At 72.2% G+C, this 17,615-nt stretch carries 15 protein-coding genes; 6 read left to right on the top strand and 9 right to left on the bottom strand.

Annotated elements, in window-relative coordinates; translation table 11 throughout:
• The first annotated feature begins 51 nt into the window (after positions 1-51).
• On the top strand, positions 52-1,392 hold the full coding sequence (locus ACIBCT_RS09510; RefSeq protein WP_399186939.1) for a PLP-dependent aminotransferase family protein: 1,341 nt from the start codon (positions 52-54) through the stop codon (positions 1,390-1,392).
• Positions 1,393-1,520: 128 nt separating this feature from the next.
• Entirely contained in the window at positions 1,521-2,792 is a 1,272-nt protein-coding gene (locus ACIBCT_RS09505) for a hypothetical protein (RefSeq protein WP_399186938.1), read from the top strand.
• Between the two features lie 52 nt (positions 2,793-2,844).
• Here ACIBCT_RS09505 and ACIBCT_RS09500 read toward each other — a convergent pair whose 3' ends face one another.
• From ACIBCT_RS09500 to ACIBCT_RS09485, 4 genes are read right to left on the bottom strand one after another with little or no spacing between them, the layout of a single operon-like run.
• A complete protein-coding gene (locus tag ACIBCT_RS09500; RefSeq protein ID WP_399186937.1) occupies positions 2,845-3,846 on the bottom strand; it encodes a LacI family DNA-binding transcriptional regulator in 1,002 nt (333 codons plus the stop codon).
• 53 nt (positions 3,847-3,899) lie between these two features.
• Positions 3,900-4,790 (bottom strand): carbohydrate ABC transporter permease, encoded by an 891-nt coding sequence (locus ACIBCT_RS09495; protein WP_399186936.1) that lies wholly within the window; start codon positions 4,788-4,790, stop codon positions 3,900-3,902.
• Positions 4,790-5,692 (bottom strand): carbohydrate ABC transporter permease, encoded by a 903-nt coding sequence (locus tag ACIBCT_RS09490; RefSeq protein ID WP_399186935.1) that lies wholly within the window; start codon positions 5,690-5,692, stop codon positions 4,790-4,792. Before ACIBCT_RS09490 ends, ACIBCT_RS09495 begins: the two co-directional genes overlap by 1 nt.
• On the bottom strand, positions 5,689-7,011 hold the full coding sequence (locus ACIBCT_RS09485; protein ID WP_399186934.1) for an ABC transporter substrate-binding protein: 1,323 nt from the start codon (positions 7,009-7,011) through the stop codon (positions 5,689-5,691). The genes ACIBCT_RS09490 and ACIBCT_RS09485 overlap by 4 nt, the downstream gene beginning before the upstream one ends.
• A 237-nt stretch (positions 7,012-7,248) precedes the next feature.
• Here ACIBCT_RS09485 and ACIBCT_RS09480 point away from each other — a divergent pair, with 237 nt between their 5' ends.
• Positions 7,249-9,474: a beta-galactosidase gene (locus tag ACIBCT_RS09480; RefSeq protein ID WP_399186933.1), complete on the top strand. Its 2,226-nt coding sequence runs from the start codon at positions 7,249-7,251 to the stop codon at positions 9,472-9,474.
• 94 nt (positions 9,475-9,568) lie between these two features.
• Positions 9,569-11,095, top strand: coding sequence for an arabinogalactan endo-beta-1,4-galactanase (locus tag ACIBCT_RS09475; protein WP_399186932.1), 1,527 nt, complete (start codon positions 9,569-9,571; stop codon positions 11,093-11,095).
• Positions 11,096-11,280: 185 nt separating this feature from the next.
• On the opposite strand, the gene ACIBCT_RS09470 is transcribed toward ACIBCT_RS09475, so the two are convergent.
• Entirely contained in the window at positions 11,281-12,717 is a 1,437-nt protein-coding gene (locus ACIBCT_RS09470; RefSeq protein ID WP_399186931.1) for an RICIN domain-containing protein, read from the bottom strand.
• Between the two features lie 155 nt (positions 12,718-12,872).
• The gene (locus ACIBCT_RS09465) at positions 12,873-13,817 is read right to left on the bottom strand and encodes an NAD(P)-dependent oxidoreductase (RefSeq protein WP_399186930.1); all 945 of its coding nucleotides are present in this window, start codon (positions 13,815-13,817) and stop codon (positions 12,873-12,875) included.
• A 90-nt stretch (positions 13,818-13,907) separates the two neighbouring features.
• On the opposite strand from ACIBCT_RS09465, the gene ACIBCT_RS09460 reads away from it, so the two are divergent.
• On the top strand, positions 13,908-14,489 hold the full coding sequence (locus tag ACIBCT_RS09460; protein WP_399186929.1) for a TetR/AcrR family transcriptional regulator: 582 nt from the start codon (positions 13,908-13,910) through the stop codon (positions 14,487-14,489).
• A gap of 11 nt (positions 14,490-14,500) precedes the next feature.
• Here ACIBCT_RS09460 and ACIBCT_RS09455 read toward each other — a convergent pair whose 3' ends face one another.
• Complete coding sequence (locus ACIBCT_RS09455) at positions 14,501-15,391, bottom strand: NAD(P)-dependent oxidoreductase (RefSeq protein WP_399186928.1); 891 nt, start codon at positions 15,389-15,391, stop codon at positions 14,501-14,503.
• Positions 15,392-15,545: 154 nt separating this feature from the next.
• On the opposite strand from ACIBCT_RS09455, the gene ACIBCT_RS09450 reads away from it, so the two are divergent.
• On the top strand, positions 15,546-15,899 hold the full coding sequence (locus ACIBCT_RS09450; protein WP_399186927.1) for a winged helix-turn-helix transcriptional regulator: 354 nt from the start codon (positions 15,546-15,548) through the stop codon (positions 15,897-15,899).
• A 108-nt stretch (positions 15,900-16,007) separates the two neighbouring features.
• Here the strand turns inward: ACIBCT_RS09450 and ACIBCT_RS09445 are convergent, their stop codons facing one another.
• Positions 16,008-16,871: an NAD(+)/NADH kinase gene (locus ACIBCT_RS09445; protein WP_399186926.1), complete on the bottom strand. Its 864-nt coding sequence runs from the start codon at positions 16,869-16,871 to the stop codon at positions 16,008-16,010.
• Between the two features lie 157 nt (positions 16,872-17,028).
• Complete coding sequence (locus ACIBCT_RS09440) at positions 17,029-17,499, bottom strand: hypothetical protein (RefSeq protein WP_399186925.1); 471 nt, start codon at positions 17,497-17,499, stop codon at positions 17,029-17,031.
• Between the last annotated feature and the right edge of the window lie 116 nt (positions 17,500-17,615).

Here is a 17,615-nt window from a genome sequence, read left to right as displayed (position 1 = left end):
TAGGAGGGAGGCCGGGGCCGTGTCCTGGTCCAGTTGCGGCAAACTGGACCGGTGTTCGCGGATGTCCTGACGGGATGGCGGCGCCCGGGAAGCCCCCTGGCGGACGCGCTGGCCGCCGCGCTGCGCGAGGCCGTGCTCGACGGGCGCGTACGGGTCGGGGACCGGTTGCCCTCGGAGCGGAGGCTGGCCACCGAGCTGGCGGTGAGCCGGGGAACGGTGGTCGCGGCCCTGTCCCGGCTGCGCGAGGAGGGCTGGATCGTCACCCGGCAGGGCGGCGGCAGCAGGGTGCGGCTGCCGCGCGACCTCGGCGAGCGCTACGCGCCGCTGTCGGTGGACGGCCGGGGCCCGCTCCTCGACCTGCGCCGCGCCCTCCCGGCCGCCCCGCGCGCGCTCGTCACCGGCGCGGTCACCCGCGCGCTCGCCAGGTCGGCGGGACTGCTGCTGGAGAGCGGCGAGCCCGGTGCGGGGCTGCCCGAGCTGCGCGAGCTGATCGCCCGGCGCCACACCGCCGAGGGGACGCCCACCCGGCCCGAGCAGATCCTGGTCACCTCCGGGGCCCGCGCCGCGCTGGCGCTGCTGGCCGCCCATCTGGGCCCGCGCAGGATCGTGGTGGAGAACCCCTCGTTCTTCGACACCCTGACGATGCTGCGGCGCCTCGGCGTCCGGACCGTCCCGGCGCGCGTCACCGGACAGGGCTGGGACCCCGCCGCGCTGGCCACCGCGTTCCGCGAGGCCGCGCGGGGAGCGGCCCTGCTGACCCCCGACTTCCAGAACCCGACCGGGGCGCTGATGGACGCCCGTACCCGCGCGGAGGTCGCGGAGCTGGCCGCCCGGCACGGGGTGACCGTGATCGTGGACGAGACCATGCGCGACCTGGACCTGCGCGACCGCCCGGAGCCGATGCCCCGCGTCGCCGGGGCCGTCGCGATCGGCTCCCTGAGCAAGACCGTGTGGGGCGGGCTGCGCGTCGGCTGGGTCCGCGGCCCTGCCGGGCTGATCCGCGCGCTCCTGCTCGACCCCGTCAGCGGCCTGTACGCCCCGCCGCCCCTGGAACAGCTCGTGGCCTGCGAGATCCTCCCTCTCCTGGACGGGCTGCTGGTCCAGCGCAGGGGCGAGCTGCGGCGCCAGCGCGACCACCTGGCCGCGAGCCTGGAGGCGGACGGGTGGGACTTCACCCTCCCGCCGGGCGGCCTGGCGCTGTGGCTGCGCCTGGACGGGACGGCGGGGGAGACCCTCGCGGCCCGGGCGGCCGGGATCGGGCTCAGCCTGCTGCCGGGCTCGGCCTTCTCCCCGGACGGCACCCTGACCGGCCGGCTGCGGGTGCCCTACACCGCCCCGGCCGAGACCCTCGACCGGGTCGCCGAGCACCTGCGGCGGGCCCGCCGCCCCTGACTCGGCACCGTCACAACTGTGTTCACTTCTGTCACGCCGATGGACACCCGTTTCGCGAACAGGACGTCGACATTCTGGGATGATCGCCGGATATCCTGTCGGACATCGAGAATGACGGACAGTGACAGATGCCCCCCATCGATGACATCACCGCCTTCGCCTCGGCCCAGCCGGTTCTGACGGCCATCGCCGGAGTGTTCGCGCTCCTCGTCCTGGTCGCGGCGTACTTCGTGGCCCGCGCCGTCCAGCGCGCGGCGGTCCGCTTCTATCACCGTCACATCGCCCCCCGCCCGGCGGAGGACATCCTCACCATCGTCGCGGCCAGCATCGCGACCGGCGTCTCCGCCCAGGGCATGTGGCGCTTCTCCGGTGACGTGCTCGGCTTCGACGGCCCGCTGCGGCTGCTGCTCTTCGCCTTCATCGAGGTCGCCGTCATCACCAGCGCGGTCCGGGCCCGCCGCAACATGCGGGAGAACTTCTCCGCCGGTATCGACGGCGTCGCCGTGTGGGCGCTGACCGGGCTGACCGCGGTGCTGTCGAGCATGGACGCCCGCAGCGTCGCCGAGGCCGTCTTCCGGCTCGCCGCCCCCCTGGTGGCGGCCTGGCTGTGGGAGCGCGGCATGGCGATCGAACGCCACCGCATCACCGGGCGCGCCCGGATCAACTGGAGGATCACCCCGGAGCGGGCGCTGGTCCGCATCGGCCTGGCCGAGGTCAGCGACCGTACGGCGAGCGAGGTGGACGCGCACCGCAGGCTGACCCGGGTCGCGCTGGCCGCCAAGCGCGCCCGCGCGCTGCGTGCCGCCGGGGCGTCCGAGCGGAAGATGCGCTCGGCCCTGACCAAGCTGGACCGTGCCATGGACCGGGCGGTGGAGCACACCGGGCTGGCGGCCGACCCCGCGCGCCAGGAGGCCCTGCTCTCCCAGATCGGCGCCCTCTACAACACCTCCGCGCTGATCGACCTCACGCCGCCCGTGCCGTGGAGCCCGGAGGCCGAGGAGCCGCAGTCGCGGGCTCGCGCCGCGGTGGCGGCCGGGCCGGCGGGCATGCCGGGGGCGCGTTCGGCGATCGACGACGACGATGACGAGTTCCAGGTGCTGGACGTGCCGCCGCCGGTGGTCGACACCGCGCAGCGCGCGGCCCTGATGCGGGCCGCCCGGGAGTACTGGGACAAGCAGATCGAGCGCAGGTTCGTGCCCCGCGCCGCCGACATCGCGCACGAGACCGGGGTCTCGCTGGCCAGCGCCCGCGAGTACCGGGCGCTGTGGAAGCTGGAGCCCAAGGCTCACGCGTTGCTGGAGGCGGCCTTCCACGAGCACGGGATCGTCGACACCGGCACCTTCCCCGCCATCGAGACCGAGCAGGTGCTGACCGTCAACGGCTCGTCACCCGCGCGCTGACCCCCCGGACTTCCGCGGAGGAACCCTGACCGGCCGGGGCCGCCCCGGCCGGTCAGGTGGACTCGCGGACGACCAGGGTCGTGGGCAGGATCACCGGCTCGACCCGGTCCGCGCCGTCGATCAGGGCGAGCAGCAGGCGGACGGTCTCCTCGGCGACCCGTTCCAGGGGCTGCCTGATCGTGGTGAGCGGCGGGTGGGTGGAGAGCGCCACCGCCGAGTCGTCGAACCCGCCCACCGCGACGTCCTCGGGCACCCGCCGCCCGGCCGCGCGCAGCGTGGACAGCGCTCCCGCGGCCATCAGGTCCGAGGCGACGAACACCGCGTCGAGGTCGGGGGCACGTTCCAGCAGCCGGGCCATGGCGCTCTCCCCGCCCAGCTGGGTGTAGTCGCCGTGCTCGATGAGCCGCCTGCTGGCCTTCCTGCCCAGGACGTCGCCGAAGCCCTCCAGCCGCAGCGCGCCGCCGGGGGTGTCCAGCGGGCCGGTGATGGTGGCGATCCGCCTGCGGCCCCGTTCGACCAGGTAGCGCGTCATCTGCCGGGCGCCCTCGCGGTCGTCGGCCGCCGCGTACGGGATCACGTTCTCCCGCCCGATGACGGCGCCCTGGGCGACGGCGGGCACCGGGATGTCCACCAGCGCGTCCACCAGCTTGTCGCCGGCGTGCGGGGAGACCAGGAAGACCCCGTCGGCGTGGCCGCCGCGCAGGTAGCGGATCACCCGGTCGCGGTCGCCGTCGTTCCCGGCGATCATCATCACCAGTGACACGTCCCGCTCGGCGAGGCGCCGGGTGGCGGTGCGCAGCAGCACGCTGTAGGTGGGGTCCTCGAACAGTCGCTCCTGCGGTTCCGACAGGACCATCACCACCGAGCCGGTCCGCTGGGTGACCAGGCTGCGGGCGGCGCGGTTGACGATGTACCCGGTCTCGGCGATGGCCCGCCTGACGGCGGCGTGCGAGGCCGGGCTGACGTAGCGGTCGTCGTTGAGGACCCGGGAGACCGTTCCCCGGGACACCCCCGCCACCGCCGCGACGTCGTGAATGGTCGGACGCTTCGCCATGCTGCCATTGTCCCCTCGGCCGAAGGCCCGCCGACCGCCGGGCGAGCCGGTCACTAGATTTTCACGGCCCCGCCGGCCAGGTCGGTCCGCCAGTAGCGCTGCATGGTCAGGAAGAGCGCGATCAGCGGGACGATCGACAGCAGCGTGCCGGTGAGGATCAGGTTGTACAGCGAGGGCTGGTTGGCCCCGGCCGCGAGCAGCGTGTAGAGGCCCACGGTCAGCGGGAACCTCTGGTCGTCGCCCAGCATGATGAACGGCAGCAGGAAGTTGTTCCAGATCGCGACGAACTGGAACAGGAAGACGGTCACCATGCCCGGCAGCATCAGCGGCAGGGCCACCCGGCGCAGCAGCGTCAGGTGACCGGCGCCGTCGATGCGCCCCGCCTCCAGCAGGACGTCCGGGACGGCCGCCCCGGCGTAGACGCGCGCGAGATAGATGCCGTACGGGCTCAGGATCTGCGGGAGCAGGACCGACCAGTAGGTGTCGGCGAGCCCGGCCCGGGAGAACAGCAGGTACTGCGGGACGGCCAGCACCACGGACGGCATCAGCACGCCGCCGAGCAGCAGGTTGAAGATGAGGTTCCGGCCGGGGAAGCGGTACTTGGCCAGGGCGTAGCCCGAGATCGCGGAGACGGCGGTGGACAGCAGGGCGCCGCCGCCCGCGTACAGCAGCGTGTTGAACATCCACAGCCAGAACACGCCGTCGCGGTAGGCGGCCAGGTCGGCGAGGTTGGACAGCAGGCCGGTCCCGGGCGCGAAGGTCGCGGTGGAGAACAGCTCCGCCTTGGACTTGGTGGCGGCCACCAGCACCCAGCCGACCGGCAGCAGGCAGTACAGCGCGCCCAGCAGCAGGATCGCGGTCGGTGCGATCCCGAGCGGCCGGCGTCGCGGCGGGGCGGGGCGGCGGGATCCGGCCGTGCCCTCCGGAAGGGTGGTGACGGCCATCAGCCCTCCCCTCCGAAGGCGCGGTCGCGGACCAGGCGCAGGAAGCCGAACGACAGGACCAGGGAGATCGCCGCGATGACGATCGAGGTGGCGGCGGCCGAGTAGAGGTCGCCGGTGACGAAGGCGTCGCGGTAGACCTTCATGAGCGGGCTCCAGGTCGAGCTGATCGTGTTCGTCAGCGGCCGCAGGGTGGTCGGCTCGGTGAACACCTGGACGGTGGCGATGATGGAGAACACCGTGGTGAGGATGATCGCGGGCAGCAGGATCGGGATCTTGATCCGGAGCGCCACCTGCAGCTCGCTCGCCCCGTCCATCCTGGCGGCCTCGTAGTAGCTCCTGGGCACGGCCCGCAGGGCGGTGTAGAGCACCAGCATGTTGAAGCCGACGCCGCCCCAGACCGCGACGTTGGCCATGGAGAAGACCACCGCGCCGGTGCCGAGCAGGTCCACGTCGAGCACCTGGCGGATCGGGCTGAGGCTCGGCAGGTAGAGGAAGCCCCAGATCAGGCTGGCGGCCACGCCCGGGACCGCGTACGGCAGGAAGACGGCGATCCTGGAGAAGCGGGCCAGGCGCACGTGCGCGGAGTCCAGCAGCAGCGCGAACAGCAGCGCCAGACCGAGCATGACCGCGAGCACCAGCAGGCCGTAGCCCAGCACGCGCAGCCAGCCCGCCCACAGCTCGGTGTCGCGCAGGGCGGCGGTGTAGTTGTCGAGGCCCGCGTACACCTCGCGGCGCGAGCCCTTGCCCAGGCCCAGCCCGGAGACCTTGGTGCGGCGCAGGCTCAGGTAGGCCGTGTAGACGACGGGAACGGCCATGAAGAGCGCGAACAGCGCCAGCGCGGGGGCGAGGAAGAGGTAGGGGACGGCGCCCGCGGTGCGGGCGCCGTCGTGCGGCCGTCTCATGGGGCGATCTGGAATCCGGACTTCTGCATGTCGGCGACCGTCGCCTCCTGCATCTTCCCGACGGCGTCGGAGAAGGCGGATCCGTCCTGGACGGCCTTGTCGAAGGCGTCCTTGAAGGCGTTGTACGTCACGTTGACGTTGGGCCCGAAGGTGAACCCGCGCGCGGTGGCGGAGATCGCGGCGGCCTGCCGCCAGAAGTCGGGCTGGTTGGAGAAGTAGTCCGGGGCCTTGCCGAGCAGGGTGCCGCCCTTGGTGGCGGCCGGGTAGACGGCGCCCTCCTCGACGAGCAGGGCCAGGGCCTCGGGGTCGGTGTTCAGCCAGGTCGCGAACTTCGCGGCGGCGGCCCGGTTGGCGGACTTGGCGGCGACCGCGGTGGAGGAGCCGCCCCAGAAGCCGGTGGCGTTCTCACCGGCGTTCCACTGCGGCAGCGGGGCGATCGCCCACCTCCCCTTGCCCTTGGGCGCGTTGCTGGACAGCACGCCGGGACCCCAGACGGCCGACGGCCAGGTCAGCAGCCTGCCGTCGTTGAGCGCCTTGTTCCACTCGGGGGTGAAGTACGGCTGGTCGTCGATGACGCCCTCCTTGACCAGGCCGCCCCAGTAGTCGGCGACCTTCCTGGTGGGCTCGTCGTCGACCGCGACCTTCCAGGACTCGCCGCTGATCGACCACCACCGGGCGCCGGCCTGCTGGGCGAGGCCGACGAAGGAGCCGGGGTCCTTGCTGGAGAAGGTGCCCAGGAACGCCTCGGGGTCCTTCTTCCGTACGGTGCGGGCGGCCTCGGCGTACTCGTCCCAGGTCCTGGGCACCTCGATGCCGTACTTCTCGAACAGGTCGCGGCGGTAGTAGAGCATCATCGGGCCGCTGTCCTGGGGGAGGGCGTAGACGGCGTCGGTGCCCAGGGTGACCAGCCCCCAGACGCCCTCGCCGAACTCGCCCTTGATCGTCGCCACCTCGGCGCCGATGTCGGCCAACGCGTCGGCGGCGACGAAGGAGGGCAGCATCTGGTACTCGGCCTGGACCAGGTCCGGGGGGTTGCCCGCCTTGGCGGCGGTCAGGAACTTGGCGGCGGCGTCGTCGCCCCCGGCCTGCTTGCTGATCGTCACCTTGATGCCGGGGTTCGCGGCGTTCCAGACGGCCGCGATCTTGTCCATGTTGGGGACCCAGCTCCAGTAGGTGAGCGTCACCGGGCCCGCCGGGGCGGAACTCGGCGCGTCCTGCCCGGCCGGAGCGGCCGCGTTCTGGGCGCTGCCGGAACACCCGGCGGCCAGGGCGGCGGCGAGGACCGTGGCCGCCGCCACGACGAGCCGTTTCCTATGCATGTGTTCCTCCGTGTCGGGCGTTCGAGGATGGGAGGCGGGGATCGGCCGCGAGGCGCTCCGGAGAGTCTGTGAACGTTCACAGACTGAAATCCCGCGATACGCCCTGTCAATGACCGTTACGTTCTTGTTAAACCCCGACCTTCCCCGCGTCCCCGGCTTTGGGGTGTCGACCTCTTCCCGAGATGCCGGTCCTGCATTACTGTGCACGTTCACAGAAGATATTTCGAGGGGGAGTCGTTGGCCGGATATCCCGTCCTGCCGGAGGGCATCGCGTACGGCGGGGACTACAACCCCGAGCAGTGGCCGGAGGAGGTCTGGCGCGAGGACGTCCGGCTGATGCGCGAGGCCGGGGTGAACCTGGTCAGCCTCGGCATCTTCGCCTGGAGCCAGCTGGAGCCGGCCGAGGGCGTCTACGACTTCGGCAGGCTGGACCGGATCATCGACCTGCTGGACGGCGCGGGCGTCAAGGTCGACCTGGCGACGCCGACCTCGTCCCCGCCCACCTGGTTCAGGACGGCCTACCCGGGCTCCCGCCTCGTCGACCGGGAGGGCCACGTCATCGCCGGGGGGTCGCGGCACAGCTTCTGCCCCAGCTCACCGGAGTACGCCGCCGCCTCCGAGCGGATCGCCGGCCGGCTCGCCGCCCGCTACGCCGCCCACCCGGCGGTCGTCATGTGGCACGTCCACAACGAGTACGGCTGGGCGAACGCGCGCTGCTACTGCGAGACCTCGGCCGGGGCGTTCCGCGAGTGGCTGCGCGAGCGGCACGGGGACGTGGCCGCCCTCAACGCCGCGTGGGGCACCACGTTCTGGGGGCTGACCTACGGCTCGTTCGAGGAGGTGGAACCGCCCAGGCTCGGACCGGTCGGCCAGCTCACCGCCCTGCAGCTCGACTACGCCCGCTTCTCGGTGGACGCGCACATCGCCAACTTCCGCCGCGAGCGCGACGCGGTCCGCCGCTTCGGTGCCCTGCCGGTCACCACCAACTTCATGATCCCCAACTGTGAGCCGATGGACTACTGGCGCTGGGCGGGCGAGGTGGACGTCGTCTCCAACGACCACTACCTCGACGCCGGGCGCGCCGACGGCCACATCGAGCTCGCCATGGCGGCCGACCTCACCCGCTCGGTGGCGGGCGGGCGGCCGTGGATGCTCATGGAGCACTCCACCGGTGCCGTCAACTGGCAGCCGCGCAACCTCGCCAAGCGGCCCGGGGAGATGCGGCGCAACAGCCTCGCGCACGTCGCCCGGGGGTCGGACTCGGTGCTGTTCTTCCAGTGGCGGGCCTCCCGCCACGGCGCGGAGAAGTTCCACTCGGCGATGCTGCCGCACGCCGGCACCGACTCCGGCCTGTGGCGCGACGTGGTCGCCCTCGGTACCGAGCTGCGCGGGCTGGCCGGGGTGCGCGGCTCCCGGGTCGAGGCCGAGGTCGCGCTGGTGTGGGACTGGGAGTCGTACTGGGCGCTGGAGCTGGAGTGGCGTCCCTCGGTGGACCTGAGGTTCCGCGAGCGGGTGGAGGCCTTCTACGAGGCGCTCTGGCGCGAGCACGTGACCGTCGACTTCGTCCACCCCTCCGCCGACCTGTCGGCGTACCGGCTGGTGGTCGCGCCGAGCTCCTACCTGCTCACCGAGGCGTCCGGCAAGAACCTGCGCCGCTACGTCGAGGCCGGAGGTCACCTGGTCGTCTCGTACTTCTCCGGGATCGTCGACGAGAACGACACCATCCACCCGGGCGCCCACCCCGGCGCGCTGCGCGACGTGCTCGGCCTGTCGGTGGAGGAGTTCCACCCCCTGCCGGAGAACGGCACCGTCGGCGTCGGCGTCGGTGCCGCGGGCGAGGGCGGGGACGGGGGTTCCGATGGTGGGACGGGCGACGGCGTCGAGGGCCGGACGAACGGCCGGATGAACGGCTGGATGAACGGCCGGATGAACGGCCGGATCTGGTCGGAGCGGATCCGTCTCGCCGGGGCGCGCGCCGTGGGCGTCTTCACCGGCGGGCCGGACGCGGGCCACCCCGCGGTGACCCGCCACGAGCTGGGAGCGGGCACCGCCTGGTACGTCGCGACCGCCCTCGACCCGGCCCCCGACCCTGTCCCCGGCGCGGCCCCCGACCCTGTCCCTGGCGCGGCCTCCGTCCAGGCCCCCGACCCGGTCCCCGGCGCGGGCTCCGTCCCGGCCCTCGACCCGGCCCCCGCTCCCGGGGAGGGCTCGGGCGGCGGGGACCTGCGGGTGCTGCTGCGCGCGGTGCTCGACCGCGCGGGGGTCTCCCGCCCGCGCGGCCTGCCCGACACCCTCGAACGGGTACGCCGGGGCCGCCACCTGTTCCTGCTCAACCACGGCGACCGGCCGGTCACGGTCCCGGAGGTGAACGGCACCGGCCTGCTCGACGGGGCGCGGCACACCGGGTCGGCGACCGTACCGGCCGGCGGCGTCGTGGTCGTCGAGCTCGCCGGGAACACATGATCTTCCCCGCTGCCGCGCCGGCCACCTGACCGCGGCGCGTCACCGGGGGCCTCGGGGGGCCGTCCGCACCACCCCTTCCCGAAGTGAGGACCCCATGAAGAAGATCCTGGTGGCGCTGCTGACCTGCGCCGCCGCGGTCCTGGCGCCGTCACCGGCCCAGGCCGCCCCGACGATCACCAACGGCGGCTTCGAGACGGGCGGTGCCGTCGCGGCGCCGCCCGGGTGGAGCACCGGCGGCACCGCCGCCGCCGACTTCTCCGAGGCCGGTGGCCACACCGGCTCCTACCGCCTGTCCCACTGGTCCTCGAACGCCTACACCGTCGAGACCCACCAGACGCTGACCGGCCTGAGCTCGGGCACCTACACGCTCCGGGCCCTGGTCAGGGCCGGGGCCATGAGCCAGAGCTGGATCGCGCTGCGCAACTGCGGCCCGGCGGAGAAGCGGACCTACCTGCCGGTCGGCTCGTCCGAGTGGATCAGGATCGCGGTCACCCAGACCGTGACCGGCGGCAGGTGCACCGTCGCCCTCGGCTCCGCGGCGGCGGCCGGAGGCTGGGCCAACTTCGACGACGTCACCTTCGGCCCGGGTGCCGCGACGCTCGCGGTCAGGGGAGGCGACACCTCCGGCCTGGCCAAGTCCGAGGCGCTCGGCGGCAGGTACCACACCGCCTCGGGCACCCGCGGGGACGCGCTGGAGATCCTGCGCTCGGCCGGGATGAACCTCGTCCGGCTCAAGGTGTGGGTGAACCCGGCCGACGGCTACAACGACAAGGCGCACGTGCTGGCCGTGGCCAGGCGGGTCAAGGCCCTGGGCATGGGGCTGCTGGTCGACTTCCACTACTCCGACACCTGGGCCGACCCCGGCAAGCAGTACAAGCCCGCCGCCTGGGCCGGCCACTCGTTCGCGCAGCTCAAGGCCGCGGTGTACGACCACACCTATGACGTGCTGAACGCCCTCAAGGCGCAGGGCACGACCGCCGACATGGTCCAGGTCGGCAACGAGATCAACGGCGGCATGCTCTGGGAGGACGGCCGCAGCGCGAACTTCGGCAACCTCGCCCAGCTGCTGAACTCCGGTTACGACGCGGTCAAGGCGGTGTCGTCCTCGACCAGGGTCGTGCTGCACCTCGCCGAGGGCGGCGACAACGCGCTGTTCCGCTGGTGGTTCGACAGCGCCGCGGCCAACGGCGTCCGCTACGACGTGATCGGCGTGTCCTACTACCCCTACTGGCACGGAACGCTCGGCGAGTTCCAGGCCAACGTCGACGACATCGCCTCCCGGTACGGCAGGCCGGTCCTGCTGGCCGAGACCGCCTACCCGTTCACCACCGGCAACGACGACGCGCTGACCAACATCATCACCGCCGCGACGCCCTACCCCGGCTATCCGGCCTCCCTCGCGGGCCAGTCGGCGATGCTCCGCGACGTGGCGAGCGTCGTGCAGGCCGTACCGAACGGCCGCGGGCTCGGCTTCGTCTACTGGGAGCCCGCCTGGACCGCGGTGACCGGCAACGGCTGGGACCCGGCAGACCCGTCCTCGGGCAACGGGTGGGAGAACCAGGCGCTGTTCGACTTCGCCGACCGGGCGCTGCCCGCGCTGGCGCAGTTCGCCCCCCGCTGAACCGTCACCGGCCCCTGAACCGTCACCGGTCCCGACGCCGGACGGCCCCCGCCCGCAGGTGGGCGAGGGCCGTCCGGGAGGCGGCGTGAGGCGGGTGGGGCGGCCGGTCGGCCGGGCCGCCCCACCCGCCCCGGTCCGGAGCGACCCCGGTCAGGCGGGCCGGCCCGGGGCCTGGTCGAGCGGGATCAGACGGAGATCCGGCCGGCGCCGGCGCCGGCGGTCACGATCGACTTGACGCTGGAGGCGGTGTCGAGGGAGTAGGAGTAGGGGATGGAGGCCACGCTGCCACCGGCCTGGCCGGAGCCGGAGCCGACGAAGTGGTTGTTGCGGGCCACCAGGGTGCCCGGGCCGGAGTCACCCTCGCCCAGGTGGTACGGGTCGTCGGTGTTCTCGAAGTAGTTGCCCTCGACCAGGACGCCCGCGCCCTCGGTGGAGGCCACGCCGTAGCCGGTGACGCCGCCGTAGTAGTTGTTGTAGACGTGCACCGGGTTGCCGAAGCGCACGCGCGGGTGGCGCTGGGTGGTGGCGTCGAACCAGTTGTGGTGGTAGGTCACCCGCAGATGGCCCCTGTCCTCGCTGCCGTTGCCGTCGTCGTGGCCGAGCAGCATGGACTTGTTGTGGTTGGTCACCTTGTTCCAGGAGATGGTGACGTAGTCGCTGGCCCGCTTGACGTCCACCGCACCGTCGTAGCCGTTGCTGAAGGTGTTGTGGTCGATCCAGACCCGGGTGGAGTACTGCACCTGGATGCCGTCGTCGTTCCAGTCACGGAAGCTGATGTTGCGGACGATGACGTTGGACGCGTTGGAGATGTTGAGCCCGCAGCCCGCGATCGTGGCGCCCGGGTTGCCGAGGACGGTCTTGTTCGAGCCGACCTTGAGCATCCCGGAGCAGGAGATCGTGCCCGAGACCCGGATGACCGCCGCGCTGCTCGACGACAGGGCGCTGCTCAGCGCCGAGGAGCTGGTGACCGTGGTGGTGGGGGCGTTGCCGCCACCGGTGGTGCCGCCGCCCTGGGTCGCCCAGCCGACCAGGCCGGTCTGGGGAGGGTTGACGGTCGGGGTGACGGTGGGCGTCGGGGTCGGGGTCGGGTCGGGGTTGCCGCTGCCGGCCGGGACCAGGCGCCACTGCTTGCTCGCCACCGAGTCGCAGGAGTTCTGCTGGATCAGGGCGCCGGAGGCGGTGGAGCTGTCCTTGACGTTGAGGCACTTGCCGCCGTTGGCGTTGATCACCCGGTAGCTGGACCCGGACTGGCTCAGGTTCCAGTTCTGCGAGCTGCCGCCCGAGCAGGTCTGCTGCTGCACGGCCTTGCCGGCCGAGGTGCTCGCGTCCTGGACGCCCGCGCACAGACCGCTGTGCGTGGCCTTGAGCGTGCCGCCGCTGCCGGTGAAGGCCCAGGCCTGGCCCGCGCCGCCGCAGCCGCTCTGGGTGAGCTGGACGCCGTTGGAGGAGCCGGCGCCCGGCACGGTCAGGCACATGCCGCTGGCGTTGTTGACCAGGTTGTAGGTACCGGGTGCGGGCGCGGCGGCGGCGGCCGACGAGACCCCTGCCACCGCTCCCGAGAGAGCCAGGGCCGTCACGGCGATCGCCGCGCCGGCCGTCTTCCTGCTGATTCTGTGGAACACGTTCGAGCTCCTTGCCGGTCCGGCAGGCCGGTGCGGCCTGCGCTTCGGATCCCCCCAGCGAGTACTCGCGTTCACCGGGGCGGATCGGCACCGGTGAGCGAGTAACCCACAAGCTAGGTAAGCGCTTTCCCGGTGTCAACCCGTCCGTGGAAGTTTCATGACAGGAAGTGTTGCGGGCCGTCGGGTCGCGCCCCCGTGGAAGCGTCGAGGCCATCTTCCGGAGCCGGGCCGGTGGTACGTCGGCGCTGCCTCAGCACGCCGATCAGGCTCGTGAGGCTGTCCCGGCCGTGGCCGGAGGCGATGCCCTGGCGGAAGATCTCCAGGACGGCGGCCGGGATCGAGTCGTCGACGCCGGACGCCCGTGTGGTGTGCAGCACGTGTTCCAGGCTCGCCGCGCCCATGGAGATCCGGTCGACGTCCCCCTCGTGGTTGCCCGCGGCGATGCGTGGCGCGTAGAACTCCAGGAAATAGCGGAGGTCCATGGTCTTCACCGCGTGCGGCAGGAAATCCTCGGCCGAGATGCCGTTGGCCTCCGCCACCGCCTGGCCGTGCAGGTAGCCTGCCAGCGCCGTCCAGAACATGTCGATCCCGATCTGGTAGTACAGCGCCGCCAGTCCGGGGTCCTCGCCCAGGTACTCGATCCCGGTCAGCACCTCCAGGGCGGGCCTGTGGCCCTCGATCGCGTCCTTCGGGCCGCTGTAGTAGGTCATGGCATCAGGCGTGCCGATGCCCGGAGGCGGCACCTGCACACCACCGGTGATGTGCACGGCCCCGCGCCCGGCCAGCCACGCGGCCGTCTGACGTGTCCTGTCCGGGGTGTCGGAGGTGAGGTTGACCAGGGTGCGTCCGGCCAGGGCGGCTTCCGGGGCCTGCGCCAGGACGGCGTCCGTCGCGTCGTGGTCGGTCAGGCTCAGCACCACCGGTCCGCCGGCGGTGAGGGCCGCCTCGACGGATTCCGCTCTCCTCGCGCCCCGCGCCACCAGCTCGTCCGCCCTGGCGGTCGTGCGGTTCCATACGGTCACCTCGTAGCCGTCGTCGAGGTAGGCGCCGGCCATGGCCTGCCCCATGGGGCCCAGCCCGATCACCGTCACGGACTTCATCCACGATCTCCTCATCAGTAGAACGAACGCTCTATCCAGAAAAACGGTAGCATGACTAGAACGAACGCTCTACCTAGTACGATGAGAGCCATGCGGACCCAGCACGAGATCGGCACCCGGGAGCGGATCGTCCGGACGACCTCCCGCCTGATGCAGCGGCAGGGGTACGAGGCGACGGGCCTCAAGCAGATCTCCCAGGAGGCCCGGGCCACACTGGGCTCGGTCTACCACTTCTTCCCGGGAGGCAAGCGGGAACTGGCGGTCGAGGCGGTCCGCCACGGGGACGGGGAGTTCGCGGGATTCCTGCGCAGGGCGTTCGAGCAGGAGGACGATCCGGCGTCGGCGATCGTCGCCTGCACCCGCGACCTGGCCGAGGGGCTGCGCGCGTCCGGCTGGCTGGACGGGTGCCCCGTCACCACCACGGCGCTGGAGAGCGCAGGCCGGGTGCCCGAGATCCAGCGGGCCGCAGAGGACGCCTACGAGAACTGGCGCACGCTGGTCCGCGACAAACTCACCCGCTCCGGCTTCGCCGACGACGTTGCGCACGACCTCGCCCACAGCGTGATCAACATGCTGGAGGGCGCGGAGCTGTCGGCGCAGGTGTCCCAGAGCGAGGCGCCGCTGGAGATCGCCGGCAGGCACCTCGCACGGCTCATCGACTCCTACCGATGAGTCGAGCCGGCTTACGGCTGCCGCGCCGGCTTCCTGAGCACCTCCGTGAGGGCCGAGATGCTGTGATCGCCGTGTCCCGCCTCGGCCGCCCGCCTCACCAGGTCGTGGAGCGGGGCGAGCCAGGCCGTGTCGACGTTCGTCTCCCCGGCCAGGTCGTCGTCGTGGGCCGCCGCCGCCAGGAAGAGGTTCACCGAGGAGGCGGCGTCGGTGTAGTCGCCGCCGTCGATCTCCTCGGCGTAGACCGGCAGCAGGGACTTGATCATGTCCAGCCACTTGCCGGAGAAGCGCACCATCGTGCTCACCTCCAGCCCGCGCGCCTGGACCGCGGCGGCGCCCTGGAAGAAGCCGACGAGAGCCGGCAACAGCATGGCACCCACCGCCATCTCGTACAGGGCGGCCAGGTCGGTCTCGTCGCCGAGGTGGACGGTGTCGCCGCCCAGCACCTTCAGGGTCGTCCCGAACTCCTCGAAGACCGCCTTGTCGCCGCTGTAGTACAGCAGGGTGTCCGGCGCCCCCACGGCCGAGGGCACGTTCTTGACCGCGCCGGCCAGGAACCGGGCGCCGTGGTCGAGGGCCCAGGCGGCCGTCTCGCGGGCGCCGGCGGGGGAACCGCTGTTGAGGGTGACCAGGGCCCGTCCCCGCAGCGAGGCACCGGCGGGCCGCAGTGCCGACCGGGTGTCATCGAAGGTGGTCAGGCAGGTGACGACCAGGGGACCTGCCGTCACCGCGTCCTCGACGGCCTCCGCAGGCCTGGCTCCCATGGCGATGAGGGGCGCGGCTTTGGCGGCGGTTCTGTTCCAGACGGTGGTCGGGTGTCCGGCCTTGACGAAGGCCTCGGCCAGTGCCGTGCCCATCGAGCCCAGTCCGATGACGGTCACGGGTGTCAGGTTCTTTGCGGTCATGTGCATGCTCCAGCCATGGGGACAAGGGGACGGGCGCGCTGTCCTGAGACCGTCGTGGTCCGACGCGGGCCTGGTCCATGCTGGCCAGAACGCCTGCATTCTCTCAAGTACCGACATTTTTGCCGGGTACTGACATAAGTGTCAGTATGGGCGGGTGAAAGAGACGAAGAAGCGGACGTTCACCTGCGGTCTCGACGCCGCCGTCGCCGTCATGGGAGGCAAGTGGAAGGGACTGATCCTGTTCGCGCTCCAGGAGGGTCCCCTGCGCTTCGGGGAGTTGCGGCGCGCGGTGCCCGGCATCAGCGAGCGGGTGCTGATCCTGCAGTTGCGGGAGATGGAGACCACCGGGCTGCTGCATCGTGAGGTCTACCACCAGGTCCCGCCGAAGGTGGAGTACTCGCTCACCGAGTTCGGTCGTTCACTGAACACCGCGATGGCACCGCTCGGGGAGTGGGGCGAGGAGCACGTCGAGCGCATCGAGGCCATCCCGTGGGACCAGGTGGGGTGAACCGGCACGGACGGATCGGCAGGCCCCGTCACCGCCTGGTCCTGCGCTCCCGCCCACCGTCGACACCGCGCGGAGGATCCGGCAGGTGCGGGGGAGAGACCGGGAGGGTCAGTCGACCTCGGCGCTGCCGTTGACGCGGAGCTTGCGGCGGGCGCGCTCGTAGAAGCTCGTCGTGCCGAGGCGGACCACCCAGGCCGCGGCGCGCATCGCCGTGACGCCGAGCTCGTCCCCGGGCGACAGGTGCGCCCTGACCGCGCCGTCCACCTCCACGGCCAGCGTGCCGCTGGTCGGCAGCAGCTCCAGGGTGACCCGCTCGTCGGCCGAGAGCACGATGGCCCGGTTGAACGACGAGTGCGCCGCGGCAGGGACCACGAGGAACCCCTCCACGTTCGGCGAGACGATGGGACCGCCCGCGGAGAAGCTGTAGGCGGTCGACCCGGTGGGGGTCGCGACGATCACCGCGTCGGCCGCGTACCGGACGAAGGAGTGCCCTTCCACGGTGATCGCCACCGCCGAGAGCCCGTCGCCGGGGATCCGGACCAGGGCGATGTCGTTGAACGCGGTCATCAGGGTGCCGTCGGGCAGGGTCACGCACACCGCCATGCGCGGCTCGACCGTGTAGTCGTGGTTGTCGATGGCCGACAGCGCGGGCGGAAGGTCGTCGATGTCGATCTCCGCGAGGAACCCCAGCCTGCCGAGGTTGACCCCGAGGACCGGGGTCTTCCTCCCGGAGCTGAGGCGCATGGTGCGCAGCATCGTGCCGTCACCGCCCAGGCTGACGAGCAGGTCGGCGCGGTCGATCAGCGTCTCGGTGTCGACCGACACGGCGCTGCAGTCGATCCGCCCCACCTCGTCCGGAAGCCCCATCACCGTGACGTCGCGGCCCCGGGCCCACTCGACGATCGTGTCGATGGCCACCTTCGAATCGCGCTGCGGGTGCAGAACCAGCCCCACGGTCTTGACCATCCCCATGCCTCACACTGTACGGGGACCCGTCCAGCGCCCCGCACACCGCGGGGAGCGGTGCGGGCGGGGCGCGGACGGGGCGCGGACGGGGTGCGCGGTCCGGACCGGTTCCGGTCCCGTCCCGGCAGGGGAACGGGCAGGGCGAGGCCGCCGGGAAAAACGATCAGCCCTGGCGGCGCCTCTTCAGCCGTGCCTCGTGGATGTGGCGGCGCCCGCCCGCCAGCTCCTGTCTGACCCGCCGCTCCACGTCGGCGAAGACGCCGTAGTAGCCGTCCTCGTACTCCTCCATGATCTGGAAGGTCCACCGGCCGGGCAGCACGTCGCGGCCGATCAGCTCGCGGGTCACCAGCTCCGCCATGTCGTCCCGGCCCGCGGCGCGCAGCAGCTCCACGGCCTCGTCGAGCTGGAAGTCGGCGTGCCCGGTCAGCTGGTGGAAGGTGTACAGGTGACCGCGGGCCCGGTCGGTGGTCTCCAGCGCCTCGGAGAGCTTGCCCAGCGCCTCGGCGGTCGCGTCGTCGACGTCCGGTGCCAGCTTCTCCTCGGGGTCCACCCGGCTTCCGGACGGGTCCGGGTAGGAGAGCCGCTCCGGCTGATCCTGGGGGGCGGACGCCTCCGGGCGTACGTCGTGGGTCACTGACATCTCCTCCTCGCGGGGGCGTGGCGGGCTCGGACGGCACGGGGCCCGTACCGCGCGGCCGGGGTCGCACGGCCGCGCGGTGCGGCGCGGTGCGACCCGGTGCGGTGCGGCCC

This window comes from Streptosporangium sp. NPDC050855 (assembly GCF_044456585.1).
GTDB lineage: Bacteria > Actinomycetota > Actinomycetes > Streptosporangiales > Streptosporangiaceae > Streptosporangium > Streptosporangium longisporum.
This window is presented reverse-complemented; position numbering and strand designations above follow the sequence as displayed.